At 66.8% G+C, this 20,607-nt stretch carries 18 protein-coding genes; 3 read left to right on the top strand and 15 right to left on the bottom strand.

Features of this window, described 5'->3' with window-relative positions; all coding sequences use genetic code 11:
• Nucleotides 1–173: 173 nt before the first annotated feature.
• The 12 genes from IQ782_RS00380 to IQ782_RS00325 all read right to left on the bottom strand — a co-directional run bounded on the left by IQ782_RS00380 (nucleotide 174) and on the right by IQ782_RS00325 (nucleotide 13,205).
• Entirely contained in the window at nucleotides 174–1,409 is a 1,236-nt protein-coding gene (locus IQ782_RS00380) for an OpgC family protein (RefSeq protein WP_194132634.1), read from the bottom strand.
• The gene (gene mdoH / locus IQ782_RS00375; protein WP_194132633.1) at nucleotides 1,396–3,186 is read right to left on the bottom strand and encodes a glucans biosynthesis glucosyltransferase MdoH; all 1,791 of its coding nucleotides are present in this window, start codon (nucleotides 3,184–3,186) and stop codon (nucleotides 1,396–1,398) included. The genes IQ782_RS00380 and mdoH overlap by 14 nt, the downstream gene beginning before the upstream one ends.
• 22 nt (nucleotides 3,187–3,208) lie before the next feature.
• Entirely contained in the window at nucleotides 3,209–3,361 is a 153-nt protein-coding gene (locus IQ782_RS00370) for a hypothetical protein (RefSeq protein ID WP_194132632.1), read from the bottom strand.
• 26 nt (nucleotides 3,362–3,387) lie between these two features.
• Nucleotides 3,388–4,932 carry an OpgD/OpgG family glucan biosynthesis protein gene (locus IQ782_RS00365; protein WP_194132631.1) on the bottom strand — a complete coding sequence of 515 codons (1,545 nt, stop codon included), beginning with the start codon at nucleotides 4,930–4,932 and terminating at the stop codon, nucleotides 3,388–3,390.
• Nucleotides 4,933–5,227: 295 nt separating this feature from the next.
• Complete coding sequence (locus IQ782_RS00360; protein WP_194133181.1) at nucleotides 5,228–5,851, bottom strand: aspartate/glutamate racemase family protein; 624 nt, start codon at nucleotides 5,849–5,851, stop codon at nucleotides 5,228–5,230.
• Nucleotides 5,852–5,879: 28 nt separating this feature from the next.
• A complete protein-coding gene (locus IQ782_RS00355; RefSeq protein ID WP_194132630.1) occupies nucleotides 5,880–6,341 on the bottom strand; it encodes a RidA family protein in 462 nt (153 codons plus the stop codon).
• Between the two features lie 11 nt (nucleotides 6,342–6,352).
• A complete protein-coding gene (locus IQ782_RS00350) occupies nucleotides 6,353–7,537 on the bottom strand; it encodes an amidase (RefSeq protein WP_194132629.1) in 1,185 nt (394 codons plus the stop codon).
• Nucleotides 7,538–7,547: 10 nt separating this feature from the next.
• Nucleotides 7,548–8,525: an ABC transporter ATP-binding protein gene (locus IQ782_RS00345; RefSeq protein WP_194132628.1), complete on the bottom strand. Its 978-nt coding sequence runs from the start codon at nucleotides 8,523–8,525 to the stop codon at nucleotides 7,548–7,550.
• Between the two features lie 94 nt (nucleotides 8,526–8,619).
• Entirely contained in the window at nucleotides 8,620–9,696 is a 1,077-nt protein-coding gene (locus IQ782_RS00340; protein WP_194132627.1) for an ABC transporter ATP-binding protein, read from the bottom strand.
• Nucleotides 9,683–10,570: an ABC transporter permease gene (locus IQ782_RS00335; RefSeq protein WP_194132626.1), complete on the bottom strand. Its 888-nt coding sequence runs from the start codon at nucleotides 10,568–10,570 to the stop codon at nucleotides 9,683–9,685. Before IQ782_RS00335 ends, IQ782_RS00340 begins: the two co-directional genes overlap by 14 nt.
• 3 nt (nucleotides 10,571–10,573) lie before the next feature.
• On the bottom strand, nucleotides 10,574–11,527 hold the full coding sequence (locus tag IQ782_RS00330) for an ABC transporter permease subunit (protein ID WP_194132625.1): 954 nt from the start codon (nucleotides 11,525–11,527) through the stop codon (nucleotides 10,574–10,576).
• 79 nt (nucleotides 11,528–11,606) lie between these two features.
• Nucleotides 11,607–13,205 carry an ABC transporter substrate-binding protein gene (locus IQ782_RS00325; protein WP_194132624.1) on the bottom strand — a complete coding sequence of 533 codons (1,599 nt, stop codon included), beginning with the start codon at nucleotides 13,203–13,205 and terminating at the stop codon, nucleotides 11,607–11,609.
• Nucleotides 13,206–13,583: 378 nt separating this feature from the next.
• Here IQ782_RS00325 and IQ782_RS00320 point away from each other — a divergent pair, with 378 nt between their 5' ends.
• From IQ782_RS00320 to IQ782_RS00310, 3 genes are all read left to right on the top strand, one after another.
• Complete coding sequence (locus IQ782_RS00320) at nucleotides 13,584–14,618, top strand: family 8 glycosyl hydrolase (RefSeq protein WP_338092528.1); 1,035 nt, start codon at nucleotides 13,584–13,586, stop codon at nucleotides 14,616–14,618.
• Nucleotides 14,619–14,757: 139 nt separating this feature from the next.
• Nucleotides 14,758–15,930 (top strand): HlyD family secretion protein, encoded by a 1,173-nt coding sequence (locus IQ782_RS00315; RefSeq protein WP_194132623.1) that lies wholly within the window; start codon nucleotides 14,758–14,760, stop codon nucleotides 15,928–15,930.
• A gap of 1 nt (nucleotide 15,931) precedes the next feature.
• The gene (locus IQ782_RS00310; protein WP_194132622.1) at nucleotides 15,932–17,911 is read left to right on the top strand and encodes a glycosyltransferase; all 1,980 of its coding nucleotides are present in this window, start codon (nucleotides 15,932–15,934) and stop codon (nucleotides 17,909–17,911) included.
• Between the two features lie 39 nt (nucleotides 17,912–17,950).
• Here IQ782_RS00310 and IQ782_RS00305 read toward each other — a convergent pair whose 3' ends face one another.
• The 3 genes from IQ782_RS00305 to IQ782_RS00295 form a co-directional block, all read right to left on the bottom strand.
• A complete protein-coding gene (locus IQ782_RS00305; protein WP_194132621.1) occupies nucleotides 17,951–18,520 on the bottom strand; it encodes a hypothetical protein in 570 nt (189 codons plus the stop codon).
• Nucleotides 18,521–18,726: 206 nt separating this feature from the next.
• On the bottom strand, nucleotides 18,727–19,920 hold the full coding sequence (gene pcaF, locus IQ782_RS00300) for a 3-oxoadipyl-CoA thiolase (protein WP_194132620.1): 1,194 nt from the start codon (nucleotides 19,918–19,920) through the stop codon (nucleotides 18,727–18,729).
• A 1-nt stretch (nucleotide 19,921) separates the two neighbouring features.
• Nucleotides 19,922–20,605 carry a 3-oxoacid CoA-transferase subunit B gene (locus IQ782_RS00295; RefSeq protein ID WP_240989042.1) on the bottom strand — a complete coding sequence of 228 codons (684 nt, stop codon included), beginning with the start codon at nucleotides 20,603–20,605 and terminating at the stop codon, nucleotides 19,922–19,924.
• Between the last annotated feature and the right edge of the window lie 2 nt (nucleotides 20,606–20,607).

Genomic DNA, 20,607 nt, shown 5'->3' with positions numbered 1-20,607 from the left:
GTATTTTAAAGAATTTCGCTGACCTTTTCGTGACCACCGGGGCGCGGCCTCGATGACACGCACCTATGGTTGCCACGCGCCGCTGGCGGCAAGCACGCGCGGCCGCGGCAAGCTTCCAAAAAGCAAAGGGGCACGCCGTGGCGCGCCCCTAGCAAAGACCGCTGCGTGGCGGGTCAGCTCACGCGGCGCTGGCCAGCGGCGGCGACGATGCCGCCTGCTGCCTGCGCCTCGCGGCGCACCGGCTTGCGGGATTGCCCCATCCACGCGACGACCAGCATGATCACGATACCCAGCGGCGGCAGTCCCCAGCCCATCCAGGTGGACAGAGGGTTGCCTGCCATGATCACCTGGAACATCAGCGCGACGATGGTACCGGTACAGAACACCAGCAGGCCCTGCTGTCCCAAGAGCCGCAGCGGCGCGGCCAGCTTGCCGGCGCTCAGACGCGTGACCGCTGGCAGGCAGGACAGCACATAGGCCAGCGCCAGGATGTTCAGCAGCCGCGGCAGCGCCACGAAGGTCTTGTCATGGGTGGTCAGGTGGAACGGGATTCCCGCCTGGTAGAGCCGCGCCATCTGGTGGTTGATCACCGCGCCGATCTCGGGAATGAACTTCCATGCCAGAACCAACACGCAGTAACCGGCGCTTGCCCAGAACAGCGGCCGCGAAACCGGCACGAAGCGCTCGCCTCGGCGCATGGCAAGGCCGGTCAGCATGCCGATGGCAAACAGCAGCTCCCAGCTGATCGGGTTGAAGAACCAGCCGCCAGGGTTGGGAAAATTCGGAAGGTTGAGCCGCCAGAGCCCCGCCGCCATCCACACGCCGAGGGCGGTCCAGAGCAGCGCCTTGGGCTTCCAGAGCCCCAGCAGCAGCATGGCGGGGGCGAAGAACAGCAACACCGAATAGGCTGGCAGGATATTCACGTAACCCAGCTGGTGCGTCAGCGCGCCGATGCCGAAAAGGGCCTCGCCGGTATTGCTGAACACCTGTCGGAGATTGATCGTTTCGAGCAGCTCGGGAAGATTGTAGACGCCCGCCCCGGCCGCGAAGATGCCGATTGCCCAGACGGTCATCAGGATGTGCGCCAGATACAGCGTCCAGCTGCGCTTCCACATCGGCAGCACGCCGTTCATCAGCCCGTGTTCGGCCCGCGCCTCGGGTGCGAGGCGACTGGAATAGGCCAGAGCCGCCGCCAGGCCCGACATGATGAAGAAGGCCTCGGCGGCGTCGGAATGCGCGAAATTGCGGATCGTCAGGTACTCGTAGGGATTGCCCGGCACGTGATCGACAAAGATCATCACCAGCGCAAGCCCGCGGAAGGCATCGATACGCGGATCGCGAGGGCGGCTGCCGGGCTGTGCCTTCGCACCCCCCGGAAAGGAAACGAGTTTATGTTCATGCTGCGGCATGTCGTGCGCCTCTTCCAAGTCCCGGTTGCGGCAACGGCGCCTGTGGCGCCGCGCTCCAGCGCGCAAGAATGTCGCGATAGCTGCGCACGACCGGCGCAGGATCAAGCTCATCGGGTGAGATGAACAGCTTGTGGGTCAAGGGCCGCGAGCTCCACGAGATCAGCACCGGCGCAAAGAGCATCGGCAGGCAGACCGGCAGCAGCCAGGGCACGAGCGCCGGCGAGAGCCAAGCGGTCACCGCCAGCGCCACGGCGCCTGTGGCGGTGATCCACAGTCCCGCGCGGATCCCCTGCGTGAAGCTGAGTTGTCCCTCGCCGCGCTGGCTCGACGGCCAGCCGCCGTCGCGGCCCGACAGCACCTGAAGCACTGCCTTGGTTTGGTACATCAGCATCAGCGGCGCGATGAGCGAGGTCAGCACGACCTCGGTGATCACCGACCAGAAGGCGCGCATCGCCCCGCCGAAACCATTCACGCGATCGGTTAGGACGCTTTCGATGAGGATCGCGAACTTGGGCATGATGAGCAGGCCGAAGATGCCGATCATCAGCGCGATCATCTCCTTCGTGCGGTCACTCGGAAACACCGGGAACAGCAGGTGCGGCTCGGGGAAGTAATCCGGCGGCGGCGCGGTCACCGCGGCGATCACCGAGGCCACGAGGAATCCGAACCAGAGCAGCGACACGAGATAGGAGAAGATGCCGAGCACGAAGACGAAGCGGCTCCAGGCCGCAAGGCCCGGCGCAAAGAGCAGCCGGATGTGCTGCAGGTTGCCCTGGCACCAACGGCGGTCGCGCTTTGCGAAGGAGAGCAGGTTCTCGGGGCCTTCCTCGAACGAGCCGGCGATGCTGGCGTCCACCTCGACCTTCCAGCCGGCACGCGCAAGCAGCGCCGCCTCGACATAGTCGTGGCTGAGGATGTGCCCGCCGAAGGGCGGCTTGCCCTGAAGCTCGGGAAGGCCGCAGCTTTCGGCAAAGGCGTTCACCCGCACGATGGCATTGTGCCCCCAGAACGGGCCGGTCGCGCCCTGCATCCGCGCGAGGCCGCGGGTGAAGACAGGACCGTGGAAAGCTGCGGCGAATTGCATTGCACGTCCGAAAAAGCTGCGCCCGCCAACGATTTGGGGCAGCGTCTGGAGCAGGCCGATCTGCGGGTCCGCCTGCATCCGCGCAATCATCCGGCGAATGGCCGAGCCTTCCATGAGGCTGTCGGCATCAAGGATCACCGCCAGTTCGTACGCCCCGCCGGAGCGCCGGAAGAAGTCTTCGATATTGCCCGCCTTGCGGCCGCGATTGTCCTCGCGGCGGCGGTAGAAGATGCGGCCCTGCCCGCCGGTCTCGTCCAGCAGCCGCACGAAGACCCGCCGCTCTTCTGCGGCATTCGCCTCGTCGCGCGTGTCCGAGAGGATTGCCACGTCCACCGCGATACCGGCCTCAAGGATCGAGCGATCCATCGCCGCGATGCGCGCGAATGTGGCCACCGGGTCCTCGTTGCAGATCGGGACGAGAACCACGGTGCGCGGCTGCGGCATCTGCACCTCTGGCACCGCCTTGCGCCGCAACGGCGCAAGGCCGGAGAGCGCCAAGGCGGCCCCCCAGGCAAGCCAGGCCGTGGTCACCAGGATTAGTCCGGCGCGGACGAAGTCCCAGAGTTCGACGCCGTCCTGCAGCGCCACCTCCAGCAGAAGGCCGGTGGCGGTACCCGCGGCGACGAGCGCGAAGGCGGCGGCGAATAGACGGGTGGCAACCGTCATGCGGCTGGGCGAAGGCAGAACAGGCATGTGCAAGTCCTCGGGCAGGTCCTTAGGCGCGCTGGCCCGGCAGCAGGATGCGCGCAATCATCTCGCCGAGCGACACGCGCTCGGCGCGCATTGCTTCGACTTCCTGGCGTGGCATGTCCATCGGCGCCTCGGGCGGAGCCCAATGCGGCATCTCGACGGCACGTGCTTCTGCCACGTCCTGTTCCTTCATCGGTTCAGCATTCATTCCTTCACCCATTGATAAGTCCAGGTTTCGGTAAGCGTACGACCATACCCTTTGAGCCCCGCCTTGAGTTCGGCGACCGCGCCGTTGGGCGCGGAAACTTCCAGTACAAGGCGCCATGTCTCGGTCCCCGAGATCCGGCTCACAATCGCTTCGGCAATCTCGCCGTTCGCGACACTCACTTGAGGTTCAACTTCGGCACCGGCAGGAAGTTCCCCCAATGTGCCACCTTCGAAATCGATGACGAATTTCCGCCGATCGGTGTCCTGCTCGACCCCCGATACGCCGCCCTTGCCAACCCGTGTGCGCACCACGCGGGCCCGGTCGACGGCCCCATCCCCGAGCGGGGACATGCCCCAGTGCAGGCGATAGGAAAATTCCAGCGCATCCCCGGCCTTGGTTTCAGCCTTGGGGATCCAGAAGGCGACGATATTGTCGTTGGCTTCGAGATCCGAGGGGATCTCGACCAGCCGCACCGAGCCCTCTCCCCAGTCGCCGATCGGCTCCACCATCAGCGTCGGACGCTTCTCGTAGTGGGCCTGGGCATCGAGGTAGTGCTCGAAGTCGCGCGTGCGCTGCACCAGCCCGAAGCGCACCGGGCTCAGCGCGCCGAAGTAGGAACTGGCGAGGCGCGGCGGGTTGTTGAGCGGTCGGAAGAACGTCTCGCCGCCCTGGGTGGTCAGGACCAGTGCCTCGCTGTCGTGCACGGCGGGGCGGAAATCGTCGAAATCGCCCATGTCCGGCCCGCCGAAGAGGAACATCGAAGTCAGCGGCGCGATGCCGAGCTGCTGGATGTCGTTGCGCAGGAAGAGCCGCGCCGTCACCTCGATCTGGGTGTCCTCGCCGGGGCGGATCACGAAGCGGTAGGCCCCGGTCACCGAGGCGCTGCCAAGCGCGGCGTAGACGGTCATGTGCTCGGCACCGGGTCCCGGACGTTCGAGCCAGAACTCGTTGAAGCGCGGGAATTCCTCGGCCCCCGAGAGACCCGTGTTCACCGCCAGTCCACGGGCGCTGAGCCCGTAGGTGTTGCTGCGGCCAAGCGCGCGGAAGTAGCTTGCGCCGAGGAAAGCGACCAGCTCGTCGAAGGTATCGGCGCGGTTCAGCGGGTTGTGCAGCCGGAAGCCGGCCACGCCGGGCATCTCGGTGTGCTCGGGGATCGGAGTCTCGACCGAGGAATAGTCGAAGTCCGAGGTCGAGAACTGCATCAGCCGCGCTTCGCCGTTTGTCACCTCGTGCAGGCGCACCGGCTGCTTGAACAGCCAGCCGAGGTGAAAGGCGTGCAGCCGGAACGTATCGTCCGGAAGGTCCGCCCAGCGGGCGTTGTCCGGGTTGAAGCGAATGCGCTGGTAACCGTCGTAGTCGAGCTCGGCAAGAAAGCCCTCGATCTGCTCCGGCTCTTTCGGAGGCGACTTCGCTGCCTCGGCCATCTGGGCCGAAAGGATGTCGAAGGAGAAGGGCGTTGTCTCGGGTTGCACCTGCGCGTCGGGGGCTTCCTGCACGGCGGCCTCGGTCGCCTCCTGCGCGGCCAGGGACGTTGCGCTCATCAGCGCGGGGACGGCGGCAGAGCCGGCAAGGCGCACCAGAAATTGGCGTCGATTTTGACGCGCCACGAACGCGCGTCCGGACACAACAGGACTAGAGGTCGGAAACTTCCGCAAATGTCTGCTCCAAGGGGTGGTACTGGGCGGGAATGTGATAGCGAGTACGGGAAAGACAACACCCCCGTAATCGTTGGGGTTCCCTCCAAAAGCGGGCTTTTGCTGCGCGGCGGCGAAACTCTGCCGAATCTCCGGTCATGCGGCGCTTTCGAAGGCAATCCAATGGCGGATTGCCGCAGTTTCAGCCTGTTGGCAAGCGGAGTTTCGCTCGCATCTCAAGCGCCGCATGTAAAATGGGCGAAACAAGAATGCAGGGGGCGTGATCGGCGAGTCGGTCGGCCGCCTCGCCCAACGGGCCGCCCCCGATGATCACCGCCTCGGCACCATCTCGATGTGCGAGCTTTGCGGCATAAAGCAATGCGGCGTCTAGCTTTTCCGGATCTCCAGAAAGCTCTATCGGGTCGCCGTCGGCAAGGTAGGTTCCAAGATAGCGCCCGGCCGAGCCGGCATTGTTCATCAAGGCGTCTATGCTTGTTTCCAGACCGGGCGTGTGGGTCACCACGGCAAAGGCGCGCCCTTCTGCCGCAGCGGCCCGCGCCGCCGCCGAGCCGATCCCGACTACGGGAACCCGCAAGCGCGCACTCAGCGCCTCCAGCCCCGGATCGCCGAAAGCCGAGACGATGACCCCCGAAATGCCTGGCTCAAGCTGCGCCGCAGCAACCTGGATCGCGGCCTGGTGCAGCGCCTGCGCAGAGGTGATCAGCGCCGGCCCCTCCGGCGCGGTCCAGCCGCTCACCCGCGGCAGCACCCTTCCGGCGATCCCGCACATGGTGCGGGTCGTGGCGGCGTTGCTGTTGGGGTTCATCAGCAGGACGCGCGGCGCATCACCGGGATCAGCCAAGTTCGACCGTCGCCTCGATCTCGACCAGCGCGTTGGCGGGCAGCGAGGCGACATTGACCGCGGTGCGCGCGTGCCGACCCGCCTCGCCCCAGAGATCGATGAAGAGCTGCGAGGCACCGTTGACGATCAGCGGCCCGTCGCCATAGCCGGGCGGTGCCGCGACGAAGCCGCCAAGCCGAACGACGCTGGCGACCCGGTCGAGCGAGCCGGCGACCGCCTTGATCGAATAAAGCAGGTTGAGCGCGCACATGCGCGCGGCGTCCTGCCCGGTTCTCACGTCGAAGCCCGCAGGCACCGGCCCGAAGTACTTGGGCTCCCCCTCCCACTCGCAGATCTGCCCCGAGAGGAACAGCAGGTTGCCGCTGATCTTGCCCGGCAGGAACAGGGCACGCGATGGGGCCGACGGCGGCAGCGACAACCCCAGCTCCGCGAGCCTGGTCTCGATCTTGTCCATATCTCTCTCCGTCAGGCCGGCACTTCCGCGCCCGCGACGATGCGGCAGGCCTGCGCAATCAGCGACAGGTCCGAACCGCGCGGCCCGATCAATGACATCCCGTAAGGCGCGCCGTCGATCCTGCCCGCGGGGAAGACCACCTGCGGCAGCCCCGAAAGCCCCGCCACGCAGAGCAGCCGCGCGCAGTCGTGCCGGAAGCGATCGAAGACCTCTAGCGGCGGGTCCAGTCGGAACGGCGCGTCATGCACTGCCGGCGCAAGGATCACCCCGGCGGGACCAAGCAGCGCCTCGATATGGGCGGTGAAGGCCCGCCGTGCGGCCTGCCCGCCGGCGATCTCCGCCTCGGTCAGCGCCTCGGAGGCATCGGCGCGCTGGTCGAGACCCCGCGCCAGCGGTATCGCTCTGCGGCGGATATAGGGCAACACCCAGTCCCGCGCATCCGCGCCGATGGTCCGCAGGAAAGCGTCATAGGCCGCATCCACCCCCTCGGGATAGACGCGCACGTCGCGCGCGGGCAGTGCGCCGAATTGCGCCTCCCAGACCTCGAGCGCCGCATCGCCGAGCTGTGCCAGCATGTCCAGCGGGCGCAGGTATTCGGGGGCCTCGGGCAGCGGCACGGTCTTGCCGTCGAGCAGGACCGCCATGGCGCGCAGCAGCGTTTCACCATCGCGGGCAAAGAGACCGCAGGTGTCGTAGCTTGCGGCCAGCGGCTGCGCGAGGTCCAGCGAGACGAGCCCATGGGTCGGCCGGATGCCCCAGATGCCACAGAAACTGGCGGGCGCGCGGATCGAGCCGCCGGTGTCCGAGCCGATGGCGATGTCGGCAAGTCCGCCAGCGACGGCGACGGCCGAGCCCGAAGACGAGCCACCGGGTATGCGATCCGGCGCGGCGGGGTTCACCGGCGTGCCGAAATGCACGTTCATGCCGTACATCGACCAGGCCAGCTCGTCTGTATGGGTCTTGCCGACGAAGCGGGCTCCGGCATCCAGCAGCCTTTGCGCCGCCGGGGTGGTCTGCACGCGCACCGGGCTTTCGGCCAGCCGCGTCGGGCAGCCGGAGCCGGTGCGATACCCCGACACGTCGAAGATGTCCTTCACCGCCAGCGTGAGATCGGCCAGCGGCCCGTCACCTGCGCTCGGCACAGGGATCGGCTCGTAGGGCATGAAGCAGCGATACGGGTCGGTCTCGATCAGCATGTCCGTCTCGTCATTGGGCCGCGATCGCAGGTTCGGCCATCACGCAGGCGACGCGGCGGCGCGGTGCCGGGGTGAACACCGGCGGCAGCGCGGCGCGGCACTCGGCGGTGGCATGGGCACAGCGCGGCGCAAAGGAGCAGGCGTCGGGCTTGGTCTCGAGCGAGGGCGGCGCGCCGGGGATGGCGTTGAGCCGCGCGCCGCGTTCCACGTCGTGCAGGTTCGCCGCCAGCAGGCCCTGCGTGTAGGGGTGTTTCGCGGACTTGATGATCTCCGACGTGGTCCCCTCCTCGACGATCTGCCCGGCGTACATGACCGCGACGCGCTCCGAGATCTCGACCGCCACGCCGATGTCATGGGTGACGAAGATCACCCCCATGCCGAATTCCTTCTGCAGCTCGCGCAGCAGCAGCAGGATCTGGATCTGCACCGTGGCATCCAGCGCCGTGGTGGGCTCGTCGGCCAATAGCAGCCGCGGCCGGCAGGCCAGCGCAAGGGCGATCATCACCCGCTGCCGCATCCCGCCAGACAGTTCGTGCGGGTAGTTGTGCAGCCGCCGGTTGGCCGAGGGGATGCGCACCCGGTCGAGCATGTCGAGCGCGGTGGACATGGCGTCGGCCTTGCTGACGCCCTTGTGGCGCATGACGGACTCGGCGATCTGGTGGCCGACGGTATAGACCGGGTCGAGCGCCAGCGCCGGTTCCTGGAAGACCATGGAAACTTCGCCGCCGCGGTACTTCTGCAGCTTCTTGCCCGAGAGGCTCAACACGTCGGTGCCGTTGACCTCGATCTTGCCCTCGATCTCGGTGCGTTTGGGCGGCAGCAGCCCCAGCAGCGCCTTCAGCGTCACCGACTTGCCCGAGCCGGACTCACCGAGGAGCGCAAGCGTCTCGCCCTGCTCCATGCTGAGCGAGACGTCGTTGATCGCATGCACCGTGCGCTTGCCCTTGAAGCGCAGCGTCAGGTTCTGGATGTCGAGCAGCTTGGTCATTTGCCCTCCTCCGGGGCCGGGGCGGCCGCCGGGGTGGTCTTGCTAGCGGTCCAGAAGACGTCGCGCTTCGCCTGCGCGCTCTTGCCCGTGAAGATCATTGCGGTACCCCCTGTCCGGCTTTCGGATGGCCCGAGGTTGCATCGTGAAGGTGGCAGGCCGCAAGGTGCTCGGCGTTGCCGGGCAGGCCCATCAGCTTCGGCACCCGTGTCTTGCACACCTCGCTGGCAAAGCGGCAGCGGGTGTGGAAGCGGCAGCCCTTCGGCGGGTCGATCGGGTTCGGCGGATCACCGGCCAGCGGCGGCTCCTGCGTGCGGCTGTCGGGGTCCATCGACGGCATCGCCGAGAACAGCGAGCGCGTGTAGGGATGCGCCTGTTCCTGCCAAATGCTGTCCACCGGCGCGACCTCGACCACCTCGCCGAGGTACATGACAAGGATGCGGTCCGAGATGTAGCGCACCACGTTCAGATCGTGGCTGATGAAGATGTAGGTCAGGCCGAACTCGCGGCGCAGGTCCGACAGCAGGTTCAGCACCTGCGCCTCGACCGACTTGTCGAGCGCCGAGACCGCCTCGTCCAGCACCACCAGCCGCGGCGACATGGCAAGCGCGCGGGCAATGTTCACCCGCTGGCGCTGGCCGCCCGACAGCTCGTGCGGGTAGCGGTGGGCAAAGCGGTCGGGGTCGAGCCCGACGCGCGCCATCAGGCTGCGCGCCCGGCCATTGGGATCGTCGAGACCCTGCACCTTGGCACCGAAGGCCACCGAGTCCTCGATGGTCAGCCGCGGGTTGAGCGAGGCGTAGCTGTCCTGAAAGACCATCTGCACGTCCTTGCGCAGGTCCTTCAGCGACAGCGTCTCGCCCAGCCCCTGCCCGTCAAAGATGATCTCGCCCTTGTCCTTCTCGATGAGGCCGATGAGCAGCCGCGCGGTGGTCGATTTGCCGCAGCCGGACTCGCCGACGATGCCCAGCGTCTCGCCCTTCTTCACCTCGAAGGAGACGCCGTCGACCGCCTGCACCATGGCCTGCGTGCGGCCAAGGATGCCGCCGCGCACCGGGAAATGCTTCTGCAGGTCCTTCACGATGACCAGCGGCTGCGCCGGGCCGCCCTTGTCGCGGCTCTCGGGGGCGGCGGTCTTGGGTTTGAGTGCGGGAGACAGGTCAGTCGCGGACATTCATCGCGCTCCTCAGTCCGTCGCTCAGCAGGTTGAGGCAGAGCGAAGTGATAAAGATCATCACCCCCGGCAGCGCCGAGAGCCACGGGTTGATGTAGATGGCCGAGCGCAGCGTGTTCAGCATCAGCCCCCATTCGGGCTCGGGCGGGCGCACGCCGATGCCGAGGAACGAAAGGCCCGCCGCGAGGATCATGCACACCGAAGTCAGCGAGGTGGCGTAGACGAAGATCGGCGACAGCACGTTGCCGATCACATGCACGCGGATCACCGTCAGCGCGCTGGCCCCGGTGGCCCGTGCCGCGTCGATGTAGTCGAGCGCACGCACGCCCGAGGTGACCGCCTCGGCGACGCGGGTGATCGGCGGGATGAAGACGATGGTCAGCGACACGAGGCTGTTGACGATCCCCGCCCCCAGCGCGCCCGAGATGGCGATCGCCAGCAGCACCGACGGGAAGGCGAAGAACACATCCACCACCCGCATGATGATGGTGTTGGTCATGCCGCCGACGTAGCCCGCGACGATCCCCAGCGCCGAGCCGATGAAGAAGGCCAGCACCACCGGCATCAGCCCGATGAACAGCGTCAGCCGCCCGCCGTAGATGAGGCGGGCGAGCATGTCGCGGCCCTGCTCGTCGGTGCCCAGCAGGTGGCCCTCGGTGCCGAGCGGCTTCAGGCGCGCGATCATCGAGCCCTTGTAAGGATCGGGCAGGCCGAGGTAGGGCGCGAAGATCGCCGAGAGGATCAGCAGCAGCACCACGACAAGGCAGATCATCGAGACCGGGTCGCGCACCACGCGCGCGCCCACCCCGGCCCAGTAGCCTTGGGGTTTCTCGGTCTTGCCGCCCTGCATGGCGTCGGTTTCCGCAAGCGCCATGGGTCAGCTCCTCTTGATGCGCGGGTCGATCGCGGCCTGCGCCACGTCGACGATGAGGTTCATCGCCACGAAGAACAGCGCGAGGATGAGGATGGTGCCCTGCAGCAGCGGCAGGTCGCGCTGGAAGATGGCATTGGACAGCAGGAAGCCCGAGCCCGGCCAGTTGAACACGGTCTCGATCAGGATCGAGCCGCCCAGCAGGTAGCCCAGCTGCAGCCCCATGACCGAGAGCGCGGTCGAGGCGGCGTTGCGCGCCACGTGGCGCAGCACGTCGCCGCGGCTCATGCCCTTGGCGTAGAGCGCCTGCACGAAGTCCATGGTCAGGATGTCGCCGGCCAGCGCGCGCACGGTGCGCGCAACGATGCCGATCGGCACGACGGCGAGCGTCACGGCGGGCAGGATCAGGTGGCGCATGTGCAGCCAGTCCCATTCCCAGCTCTGTGAGCCGCCCGGCCCCGCCCCCATCGAGGGCAGCCAGCCGAGGTTCACGGAAAAGATGATGACCAGCACGATGCCGAGCCAGTAGTTCGGCACCGACACGCCGGTGATCGACAGCGCGGTGACCGCGCGATCCAGCAGCGTGTCGCGGAAATAGCCGGCGAGGAAGCCGAGGAAGATGCCGATCGGGAAGGCGATGACCGCGGCCGAGACGGCCAGCAACAGCGAGTTCTGCACCGCGCCGAAGACCTCCTGCGCGACCGGGCGGCCGGTGGCGATGGACTTGCCCATGTCGCCCTGCGCGAGGTTGCCGATCCAGATCGCGTATTGAACGGGCAGAGGCTTGTCGAGCCCGTAGGCGGCGCGCATGGCGGCCTGCTCCTCGGCGGTGGCATCGACGGGCATGATGGCGGTGAGCGGATCGCCGGGCGCGATCTGCACCAGCATGAAACAGATGACCGAAACCCCGAAGGCGACGGGCAGCACGAGCAGAAGGCGGCGGAAGAAATAGCTGAGCACGGGTAGGTGGTCCCTGGCTTGTAGGGTCCCCGCCGCGGATTGCGCGGCGGGGTCTCGCCCGAGCGGGCGGCGTCGAGACTTACTCTTCGATCGTGATCGACGAGAAGTTCTGGTACCAGTTCTGGGCCTGCACGAAGCCCTTCACCTTCGGCGCCATGGCGCGCGGAGCCACGTCATGGGTGACCATCAGGAACAGCGCGTCATCGACGTATTTCTCATGCGTCTTGCGCAGCACCTCGTCCTGGGCCTCGGGATCGAAGGTGGTCTTGATCTGCTTGAACAGCTCCTGCATCTCGGGGTCGCTGTAGTGGCCCCAGTTGGTGCCGTTCGGCGCGATCAGGTTCTCGTCGAGGTGACGGATGAGGCCGGTGAACGGATCCTGGATGAAGTAGGTGAAGTTGATCGACATGGCGCCGTCGACCGACGGGTCGGCCGCACCGGCGCGCCACAGGTTGATCATCTGGTTCCACTCGACGACCATGAACTCGACGTCGATCCAGATCTCCGCAAGGCTCTGCTGGACATACTCGTTCATTGGCAGCGGCAGCATCTGGCCCGAGCCCGAGGGCGAGATCAGCGCCTTCACCTTCAGATGGTTGTCCGGGCCGAAGCCGGCCTCTTCCATCAGCGCCTTGGCGGCGTCGAGGTCATATTTCACCTCGAAGGTCGGATTGCCGAACCATTGCGAGCTCGGCGGCAGGAAGCCCTTGGCCGGAACCATCAGGCCACCCAGCAGCGGCATCATGCCCTCGCGGTCGATGGCGAGGTTGGCGGCCTTGCGCACGCGGATGTCGTTCCAGGGCGAGCCCTCGAGCCGCGACAGGTGCCAGGTCCAGTTGTGCGGATAGGCGTTCGACGAGATGACGAAGCCGTTGCCTTCCATCGCCGGGATGGTGTCGGGCGCCGGGGCCTCGATCCAGTCCACCTGACCCGACAGCAGCGCGGCCGAACGGGCGTTCGGCTCGGGCAGCGGGATCAGCACCATCTTGTCGAGCTTGGGGATGCGGGTCTCGTCCCAGTAATCGGCGAAGGGCACCATCTCGGCACGTTCGCGCGGGACGAAGGTTTCCAGTTTCCATGGGCCGGTGCCGGAGGGGCTGCCCGCAACCTTCTCCCAGTCCTTGTCCATGGCTTCCCAGTTCGCCTTGGACGACATGAGGATCCAGGTCATCTGGTAGGGCAGCGTGGCGTCGGGTTCCTTGGTGACGATCTCGAGCGTGTAGTCGTCGATCGCCTTGTACGAGGCCACCGCCGGGATGCGCGACTTGCCCTGCGCCGCCTGGCGCGGGTCATACTGTTCGGAGCTTTCGACGAGGATCTTGTCGAGGTTCCAGACCACATCGGCGGCGGTGAAGGGCGCGCCGTCATGGAAGGTCACGCCTTCGCGCAGCTTGAAGATCCACTTGGTCTTGTCCTCGGCGTCCACCGACCATTCGGTTGCCAGGCCGGGGATCAGCACCGAGGGCTTGTCGGCACTGGTGAGATCCCATTCGATCAGCGAGTCATAGACGGTGTAGCCCATGAACCGCATCCCCTCGCCGCCCTGGTCTGTCTGGCCAGTGGTGAGAGGAATGTCTGCCGCGGTCATGCCGATCCGCAACGTGCCCTGCGCCCAAGCGGCGCTGGCCATGGTGGCCGCGACGGCAAGCGCCGCGATACCTGCTTTCAAACGAAGCATTGGAACCTCCGAATTATCCCTGTTGTCCTGGTCCGGCCTTTTCAGTCCGCCGGTCCTGCGACCATTTGACGTGAGCCGTCGCGGCTTGTGCAGCCGGTCGCTGATCGGGCGAAATCTTCGGGTTGAAAATCCGCTCCATCTGCGTAAAAAATCCCCACCCTCGCGACCTACGCACAGGAAACAGGCGGCATGAAATCATTTTTGTACGAACAAAACGGGACCAAAGCCGGAGCCCGGACCCGTTGCGAATTAGTCTCACGCAAAAGTAGAAAATAGTGGATTACGTTCGCGTAATCTTTGGAATTGGATTTCCGCGCTCATAATTACATTACAGACACGCCCTAAAAGGGGCGAAACTTGCCGAAAGACGACCTACGAGTGATCACAAGACGCAAACTGATCGCCGGTGCCGCCGCGATGGTTGCACATGCCCTTCCGAGCGCAGCCGCTGCCGCGAGCCTTGACGATGGGCAGTGCTGGCGGCTGTGGCGCGCGCGCTTCGTGCAGCCCGATGGGCGGGTCGTGGATGACTTGCAGAATGCCACCAGTCACTCCGAGGGCCAGGGCTACGGCATGCTCCTTGCGCAGGCTTTCGGAGACGAGCGCACTTTCCGCAATATCGAGGAGTGGACCAGCCACAACCTCGCCATCCGCCAGGACAACCTGATGGCCTGGCAATGGGTGCCCCGCCGGCGCGACAACATCGACGATTGGCACAATGCCACCGATGGCGATCTGTTCCGGGCCTGGGCGCTGCTGCGGGCAGCGCGGGACAGCGGCTGGTGGCAGTACCACGACAAGGCCGTCGCCATCGCGCGGGACATCTCGGCGCTTTGCCTCGCGCCCGACCCGCGCGCCCCGGAGGAGCTGCTGCTCAAGCCCGGCGCGGAATCCCGCGCGACGTCCGGGCGGGTGCTTTTCAATCCCTCCTATGTCATGTCGCGCGCCCTGCGCGAGCTGGGCTTTGCCGCCGAGGACGATCGCCTGATCCGCGCCGCCGACCACGGCGAGACGGTGCTCGCCGAACTCGCGCGCGAGCCGGTGATGCCGGACTGGATCGACGTGACCGCCGAGGGTTTCGCGCCGCCCGAGGAGCATGACCTGCGGTCGAGCTACGATGCGCTGCGCGTGCCGCTCTACCTCACCTGGTCGGGCCGCAGCCGAAACCCCGCGGTGGCCCAGATGCTGGCCACTTTCGAAAGTGCCTCCTCCCCGGACAAGATCGCGGTGAGCGTCGATGCCGCTGGCCGCGTGCTCGACGAATCCGACTACGCCGGTTACCTCTCGATCGCGGCTCTGGCCCGCTGCGAGGCAATCCCGGACGTGCGGGCGCGCGACGCGGCGCAGTCCTACTACCCCGCGACCCTGCAACTTCTCGCCGCTCTTGCAAAACGTGAACAGGCCCGCTGCTGAAAGCCGTGTTCTAGCCACAAAGTAGCGCAATAGACCCTGCGGAACCGCCGACCGTCGAGACTTGCCGGCCATTGGCTTGCACCTCGCGAGGGGCTGCGATGTAATAGCCTGTGAAACAGGCAAAAAACGCGAGCAGGACATGAAATACACCCGACTCTTCATCGGCGTCGCCGCAATTCTCCTGACGCTTTGGGTGATCATCGGAGAGCAGATGACCGCAGCCAGCGCGAACGCGGTGGTCAATGCTCCGGTCGTGACCCTGCGCAGCCCGGTGGCGGGCAATCTGGAACTCCAGAGCCATGCGCTCGGCGCGCGCCTGTCGCGGAACGAGCTTCTGGCCACCGTGAGCGATCCGCAGGCCGATCCGGTCCACCTCAACGACCTCCAGTTCGAGCTGGATGCGGTTGACGCCGAGAACATGCGCATCCTGTCCGGGATTTCTGCGCGCAGCAGCGAGCGGGACGCGCTTGCCGCGCGCACCGCCGCTTTCACCAAGGCGCGCGTGGCCGAACTGGAGGCCGAACTCGCCGAAGCCCGCGTGCGCGTTGACCTGCTCGAACAGGACACCACCGCCGCGGCTTCGACCGCGCTGGCCGACGCCGTGACGGTCGAAGAGAGCCGCCGTCCCGGCGAACCTGCGACCCGCGCGCTTGCCCTGTCCCACGCCCGCGAGCGCGTGGAGACGCTGAAGATTGCGCTGGCGGCGCTGAAGGACGGGGTGTTCCTGGGCGACGGCTACAATGACGCCCCCTACTCAGAGCAGCGCCGCATTCAGCTCGACGCGGAGATCGCCCAGCTTGGTTTCGATCGCAGCGAGGCCAGTGCCCGCCGTGCCGCGCTGGAGCGGCGTATCGCCCGCGCCCGGCAAACCCAGGGCCTGCGCGCGCGCGCCGAGCTGCGCGCACCGGCGGCCGACATGCTCTACTGGGAGACGCTTCAAGCCGATGCGGTGAACGTGCAGCGCGGTGATCCCCTGCTGCGGCTGATCGATTGCGGCCACAGCATCATCACACTTTCGGTCACCGAGCGCGTCTTCAACACGCTGCGCGTCGGGCAGGACGCCAGCTTCCGCTTCAGCGGCGAGTCGAAGCTCTACCCTGCCACGGTCGGGCGGCTTGCCGGCAGCGGCGCGCGCACGATCTATGCCAACCTGGCCGTGGCCCCGAGCGAGAAACACCTCGAGCGCTATGACGTCACGCTGCTGGTCCCCGAGCTGAACGCCGACCCCGAGCTGACCTGCTCGGTCGGCCGCACCGGACGCGCCTTCTTTGACGGCCGCCCGCTCGACCTGTTCCGCGGCTGGTTCAACTGACGTGGCCCCCTTCCCCCATCTTGGCGACCTGGGGTCGAGCAGCGCCTACCTGCTGCTCGTCGCGGGGATCGGGCTCATCCTGCCCTTCGTGGTGGATCCGAACCGCACGCGCGACCGCGTCATTCTCTTTGCCGCCGCCTTCCTTTTCGCGGCGCGCTACGCCTGGTGGCGCGGCACCGAGACGCTTGCCCCCTTTGGCCTGACAGTGGATGCGCTGCTGAGCTACATGCTCTACGCGCTCGAACTGCTGACCCTGATCGGCTCGCTCAGCGCCTTTGTGATCCTGGCCCGCTTCAAGCAGCGCACCGACGAGGTCGACGAACACCTGCATTGGTGGGGGGCGGACGAGCCGAAGGTGGCGGTGATGATCGCCACCTACAACGAAGACCGCGACATTCTCGAACGCACCATCATCGGAGCCAAGTCACTGCGCCATCGCAACAAGGAAATCCTTGTGCTCGATGACAGCCGTCGCGACTGGCTGCGCGACTATTGCGCCGAGCAGAACGTGCGCTACCTGCGCCGCCCCGACAACAAGGGCTCGAAGGCCGGCAACATCAACCACGCGCTCGACCGCCTGGCCGAAGATGCCGAGCCGCCGCAGTTCTTTGCCGTGCTCGATGCCGATTTCGTGCCGCACCGGGGCTTCCTGTCGCGCAGCCTGGCGCTGTTCCATGATCCCGAGGTCGGGCTGGTGCAGACGCCGCAGCACTTCTTCAACGCGGACCCGATCCAGCACAACCTCGGACTCAGTGCCTCCTACCCCGACGAGCAGCGCTTCTTCTTCGACCACATGCAGGCCTCGCGCGATGCCTGGGGCATCGCGATCTGCTGCGGCACCTCGTCGATCTGCCGCTTCGACGCGGTGCGCGCGATCGGCGGCTTCCCGACCGAGAGCATCACCGAAGATTTCATGCTCACCATCGCGCTGCAAAGTCACGGCTGGCGCACGGTCTATCTCAATGAACCGCTGACCGAGGGGCTGGCACCCGAGGGCCTCAAGGAATACATCACCCAGCGCGCCCGCTGGTGCCTCGGCCTGATGCAGATCGCGCGCTCTTCGGTGGGCCCGTTCAGCAAGGCGAAGCTGCGCCTGCGCGACCGCTGGAGCGTGATCGATTCCGTGTTCTTCTGGGCGACGAGCTTTCCCTTCCGCATCGCCGCCGTGGTCTTCCCGCTGCTCTACTGGTTCTTCGGGATCACCGTGGTGGATGCGCGGCTCGCCGACGTGCTGATCTACTTCGGCCCCTATTACGTCTGGGTCACGATGGTGATGAACCTGCTCTCGCGCGGGTTGATGATCCCCATCATGCACGACGTGAGCCAGCTGATCGGTGCCATCCCGATCACCCGCGCTGCCTATTCCGGGCTGTTCCGCCCGAAGGGGCACAAGTTCTCGGTGACCGCCAAGGGCGGCGACCGCTCGAAGGTGGTGATCCAATGGCGGCTGATGGCGCCCTTCGCGCTCTCCTTCGTGCTGAGCGTCGTCGGCCTCTGCATCGGCATCATCGACGATGACTTCGCGATGAACGACGCCGGGGACGGCAAGTGGGTGATCCTGTTCTGGACGCTCTACAACATGGTGGTGCTGGCGGTGACCTGCTTCACCTGCGTGGAGCTGCCGCGCTCTGAGACCCACGTGGCCGACAAGCCGGAGCGCACCACCTTCACCGCGGACGGACGCACCGACGAGCTTTGGCTCTCGTCGCTGACGCTGGACACGGCGCGGCTGCGCGGCAACCCCTACCCGCCGCAGACCCGCGGTGTGCTGCACCTGCGCGACGTGGGCGATGTCGAGGCCTATGTCATCGCGCCGACCACCGATGGCGCGCGCCTGCAGCTCGTCCCGACCGATGAGCAGCGCGCCGCGCTGTTCGTGCGCTTCTATGCCGAGGGTGACGCCCCCGGCGTGGTCAGCACCCGCACCTCGGCGGTGATCGCCGACATCGCGCGGCGGATCAGTTTCGGACTGCCGGGCTAGGCCCGGCGCCGGGGCTGGCCCTGCGGCTGTCGCCGGGCGTCAGAAGGTGTTGATCGAGAAGCCGATGAAGAACTCCTCGGACTCGAAGCGGTAGCCGGCCCGAAGGCTCACCGGACCGGCGTAGCGCTTGTTCACCGCCAGCGTGGTGTCGCTGTAGCTGTCGCTGCCGCCGGTCGAAAGCTCGGTGCTGAAGCCGCTGTCGCCCCAGCCTGTCGAGGCCAGAAGGAACCAGCTGTTGTCGATGCTGTTGACCTCGGCAAGATAGTAAAACGAGCCCCAGGAGGTCGCTGTCCAACGGTCGAGCGAGGCGCGCAGGCCCAGCTCGTAGTCGTCTTCCTCGCCGTCCTTGAACACGCCGCCCAGGGCCGGGCCGACCTTGAAGCTCGCGCCGAAAGGCGTGTCGAATCCGTAGAGCGCGCTGGCGACCACCGAGGAGCCACCATCCCAATGGCTGACAACGCCGCCATAGGTCAGCCGGTCCCGGTTCACCGCCAGCACCGCGCCAGATGTGGTGTTGGCCTGCTCGACCTGCATGAAGGTGCCATCCGCAAGCGCGGGAACGGCGGTCAGGGCAAGCGCTGCCGCGCCGAGTGTAGCGGTAAGATTCATGGCTGGGTCCGTTTCCTGAAACTGCTCTCCGGATCTTTGCCCGGCTCCGCCCGAGCTTTGCAACGCAAGCCCGGCAATGCAAGGGGATCGACCCCGGAAAGGCGACGGGGCGGAGGTTGCCCTCCGCCCCGTTCCCTGTCCTGCCCGCCGTGCCGCCGCGGCGGCGGGCCGGCACCCGGCTCACGCGCCTTCGAGCGAAGCCCGCGTCACGCGCCTTCGAGCGCGATCGCGATGCCCTGGCCCACGCCGATGCACATGGTCGCCAGCGCCTTCTGGCCGGGCTTCAGCTCCAGCGCGGCGGTGCCGGTGATGCGCGCGCCCGACATGCCGAGCGGGTGGCCAAGCGCGATGGCGCCGCCGTTCGGGTTCACCCGCGCGTCGTCATCGGCGATGCCGAGGTCACGCAGCGTGGCGAGACCCTGAGAGGCAAAGGCCTCGTTCAGCTCGATCACGCTGAAGGCGTCCTGCGTCAGACCGAGACGCGCCATCAGCTTCTTCGAGGCCGGTGCCGGGCCGAAGCCCATGATGCGCGGCTCGACACCTGCCGTGGCGCCGCCGAGGACGCGCGCGATCGGGGTCAGCCCATGCGCCTTCACCGCCGCTTCCGAGGCGACGATCAGCGCCGCGGCCCCGTCGTTCACCCCCGAGGCGTTGCCAGCGGTGACCGAGCCGCCCTCGCGGAACGGCGTCGGCAGCTTGGCAAGCTGCTCGAGCGAGGTCTGGCGCGGGTGCTCGTCGGTGTCCACGACGATGGCATCGCCCTTGCGCTGCGGGATGTTCACCGGGGTGATCTCCTGCAAGAGCCGGCCATTGGCCTGCGCAGCCGCCGCCTTCTCCTGCGAACGCAGGGCAAAGGCGTCCTGATCCTCGCGGGAGATGCCGAACTGCTCGGCCACGTTCTCGCCGGTTTCGGGCATGCTATCCACGCCGTATTGCGCCTTCATCAGCTTGTTGACGAAGCGCCAGCCGATGGTGGTGTCGTAGATCTCGGCATTGCGCGAGAAGGCCGAGGTGGCCTTGGGCATCACGAAGGGCGCGCGCGACATGCTCTCGACGCCGCCGGCGATGGCGAGCTCGATCTCGCCCGCCTTGATGGCGCGGGCGGCGGCGAGGATCGCGTCCATGCCCGAGCCGCAGAGGCGGTTGAGCGTGGTGCCCGGCACGGTCACCGGCAGACCCGCCAGCAGCGCCGACATGCGCGCGACGTTGCGGTTGTCCTCACCGGCCTGGTTGGCGCAGCCGAAGTACACCTCGTCCACCGCCGCCCAGTCGAGGTCGTGGCGGGCCATCAGCGCCTTCAGCGGGATGGCGCCCAGGTCGTCGGCACGGACCGACGACAGCGCACCGCCGAAGCGGCCGATGGGGGTGCGGACGTAGGAACAGATATAGGCGTCGGTCATCTCAGAGCTCCGGGCAGATCAGGTCGGCAACGTCGCCCTCGACACGCAGCGGCGCACCGGTGAGCGCCTGCAACTCGTCGAAGGAGATGGCCGGGATTTTCTCGCGCAGGACGAACCTGCCGCCCTCCACGTCGACCACCGCCAGCGATGTGTAGATGCGGGTCACGCAACCGACGCCGGTCAGCGGCAGGGTGCAGCTGGCCACCAGCTTGGGCTCGCCCTTCTTGGTCACGTGGTCGGTCAGCACCGCCACGCGCTTGGCGCTCTGCACCAGGTCCATCGCGCCGCCGACGGCCGGAACGCCGCCCCGGCCGGTGGACCAGTTCGCCAGATCGCCAGTCTGCGCGATCTCGTAGGCCCCGAGGATGGCAACGTCGAGATGCCCGCCCCGCACCATGGCGAAGCTGTCGGCATGGTGGAAGAATGCGGTGCCCGGCTTGATGGTGATCGCTTTCTTGCCCGCGTTGATGCAGTCCCAGTCCTCTTCACCGGGTTTCGGCGCCTCGCCGAAGTCCAGCACGCCGTTCTCGGTGTGGAAGATGGCCTGCTTGCCCTCGGGCTGGAACTTGGCGACCATCTCGGGGAAGCCGATGCCGAGGTTGACATAGGCGCCATCCTCGATGTCCTGCGCCGCGCGCCAGGCGATCTGGGCGTTGCTGAGCTTGATGCTGTCGATGTCGGTCATGG

The sequence above is a fragment of the Salipiger mangrovisoli genome, from assembly GCF_015223355.1.
Lineage (GTDB): Bacteria > Pseudomonadota > Alphaproteobacteria > Rhodobacterales > Rhodobacteraceae > Salipiger > Salipiger mangrovisoli.
The sequence above is the reverse complement of the archived record's forward strand: the minus strand, read 5'-3'. Positions and strand labels throughout refer to the sequence as shown.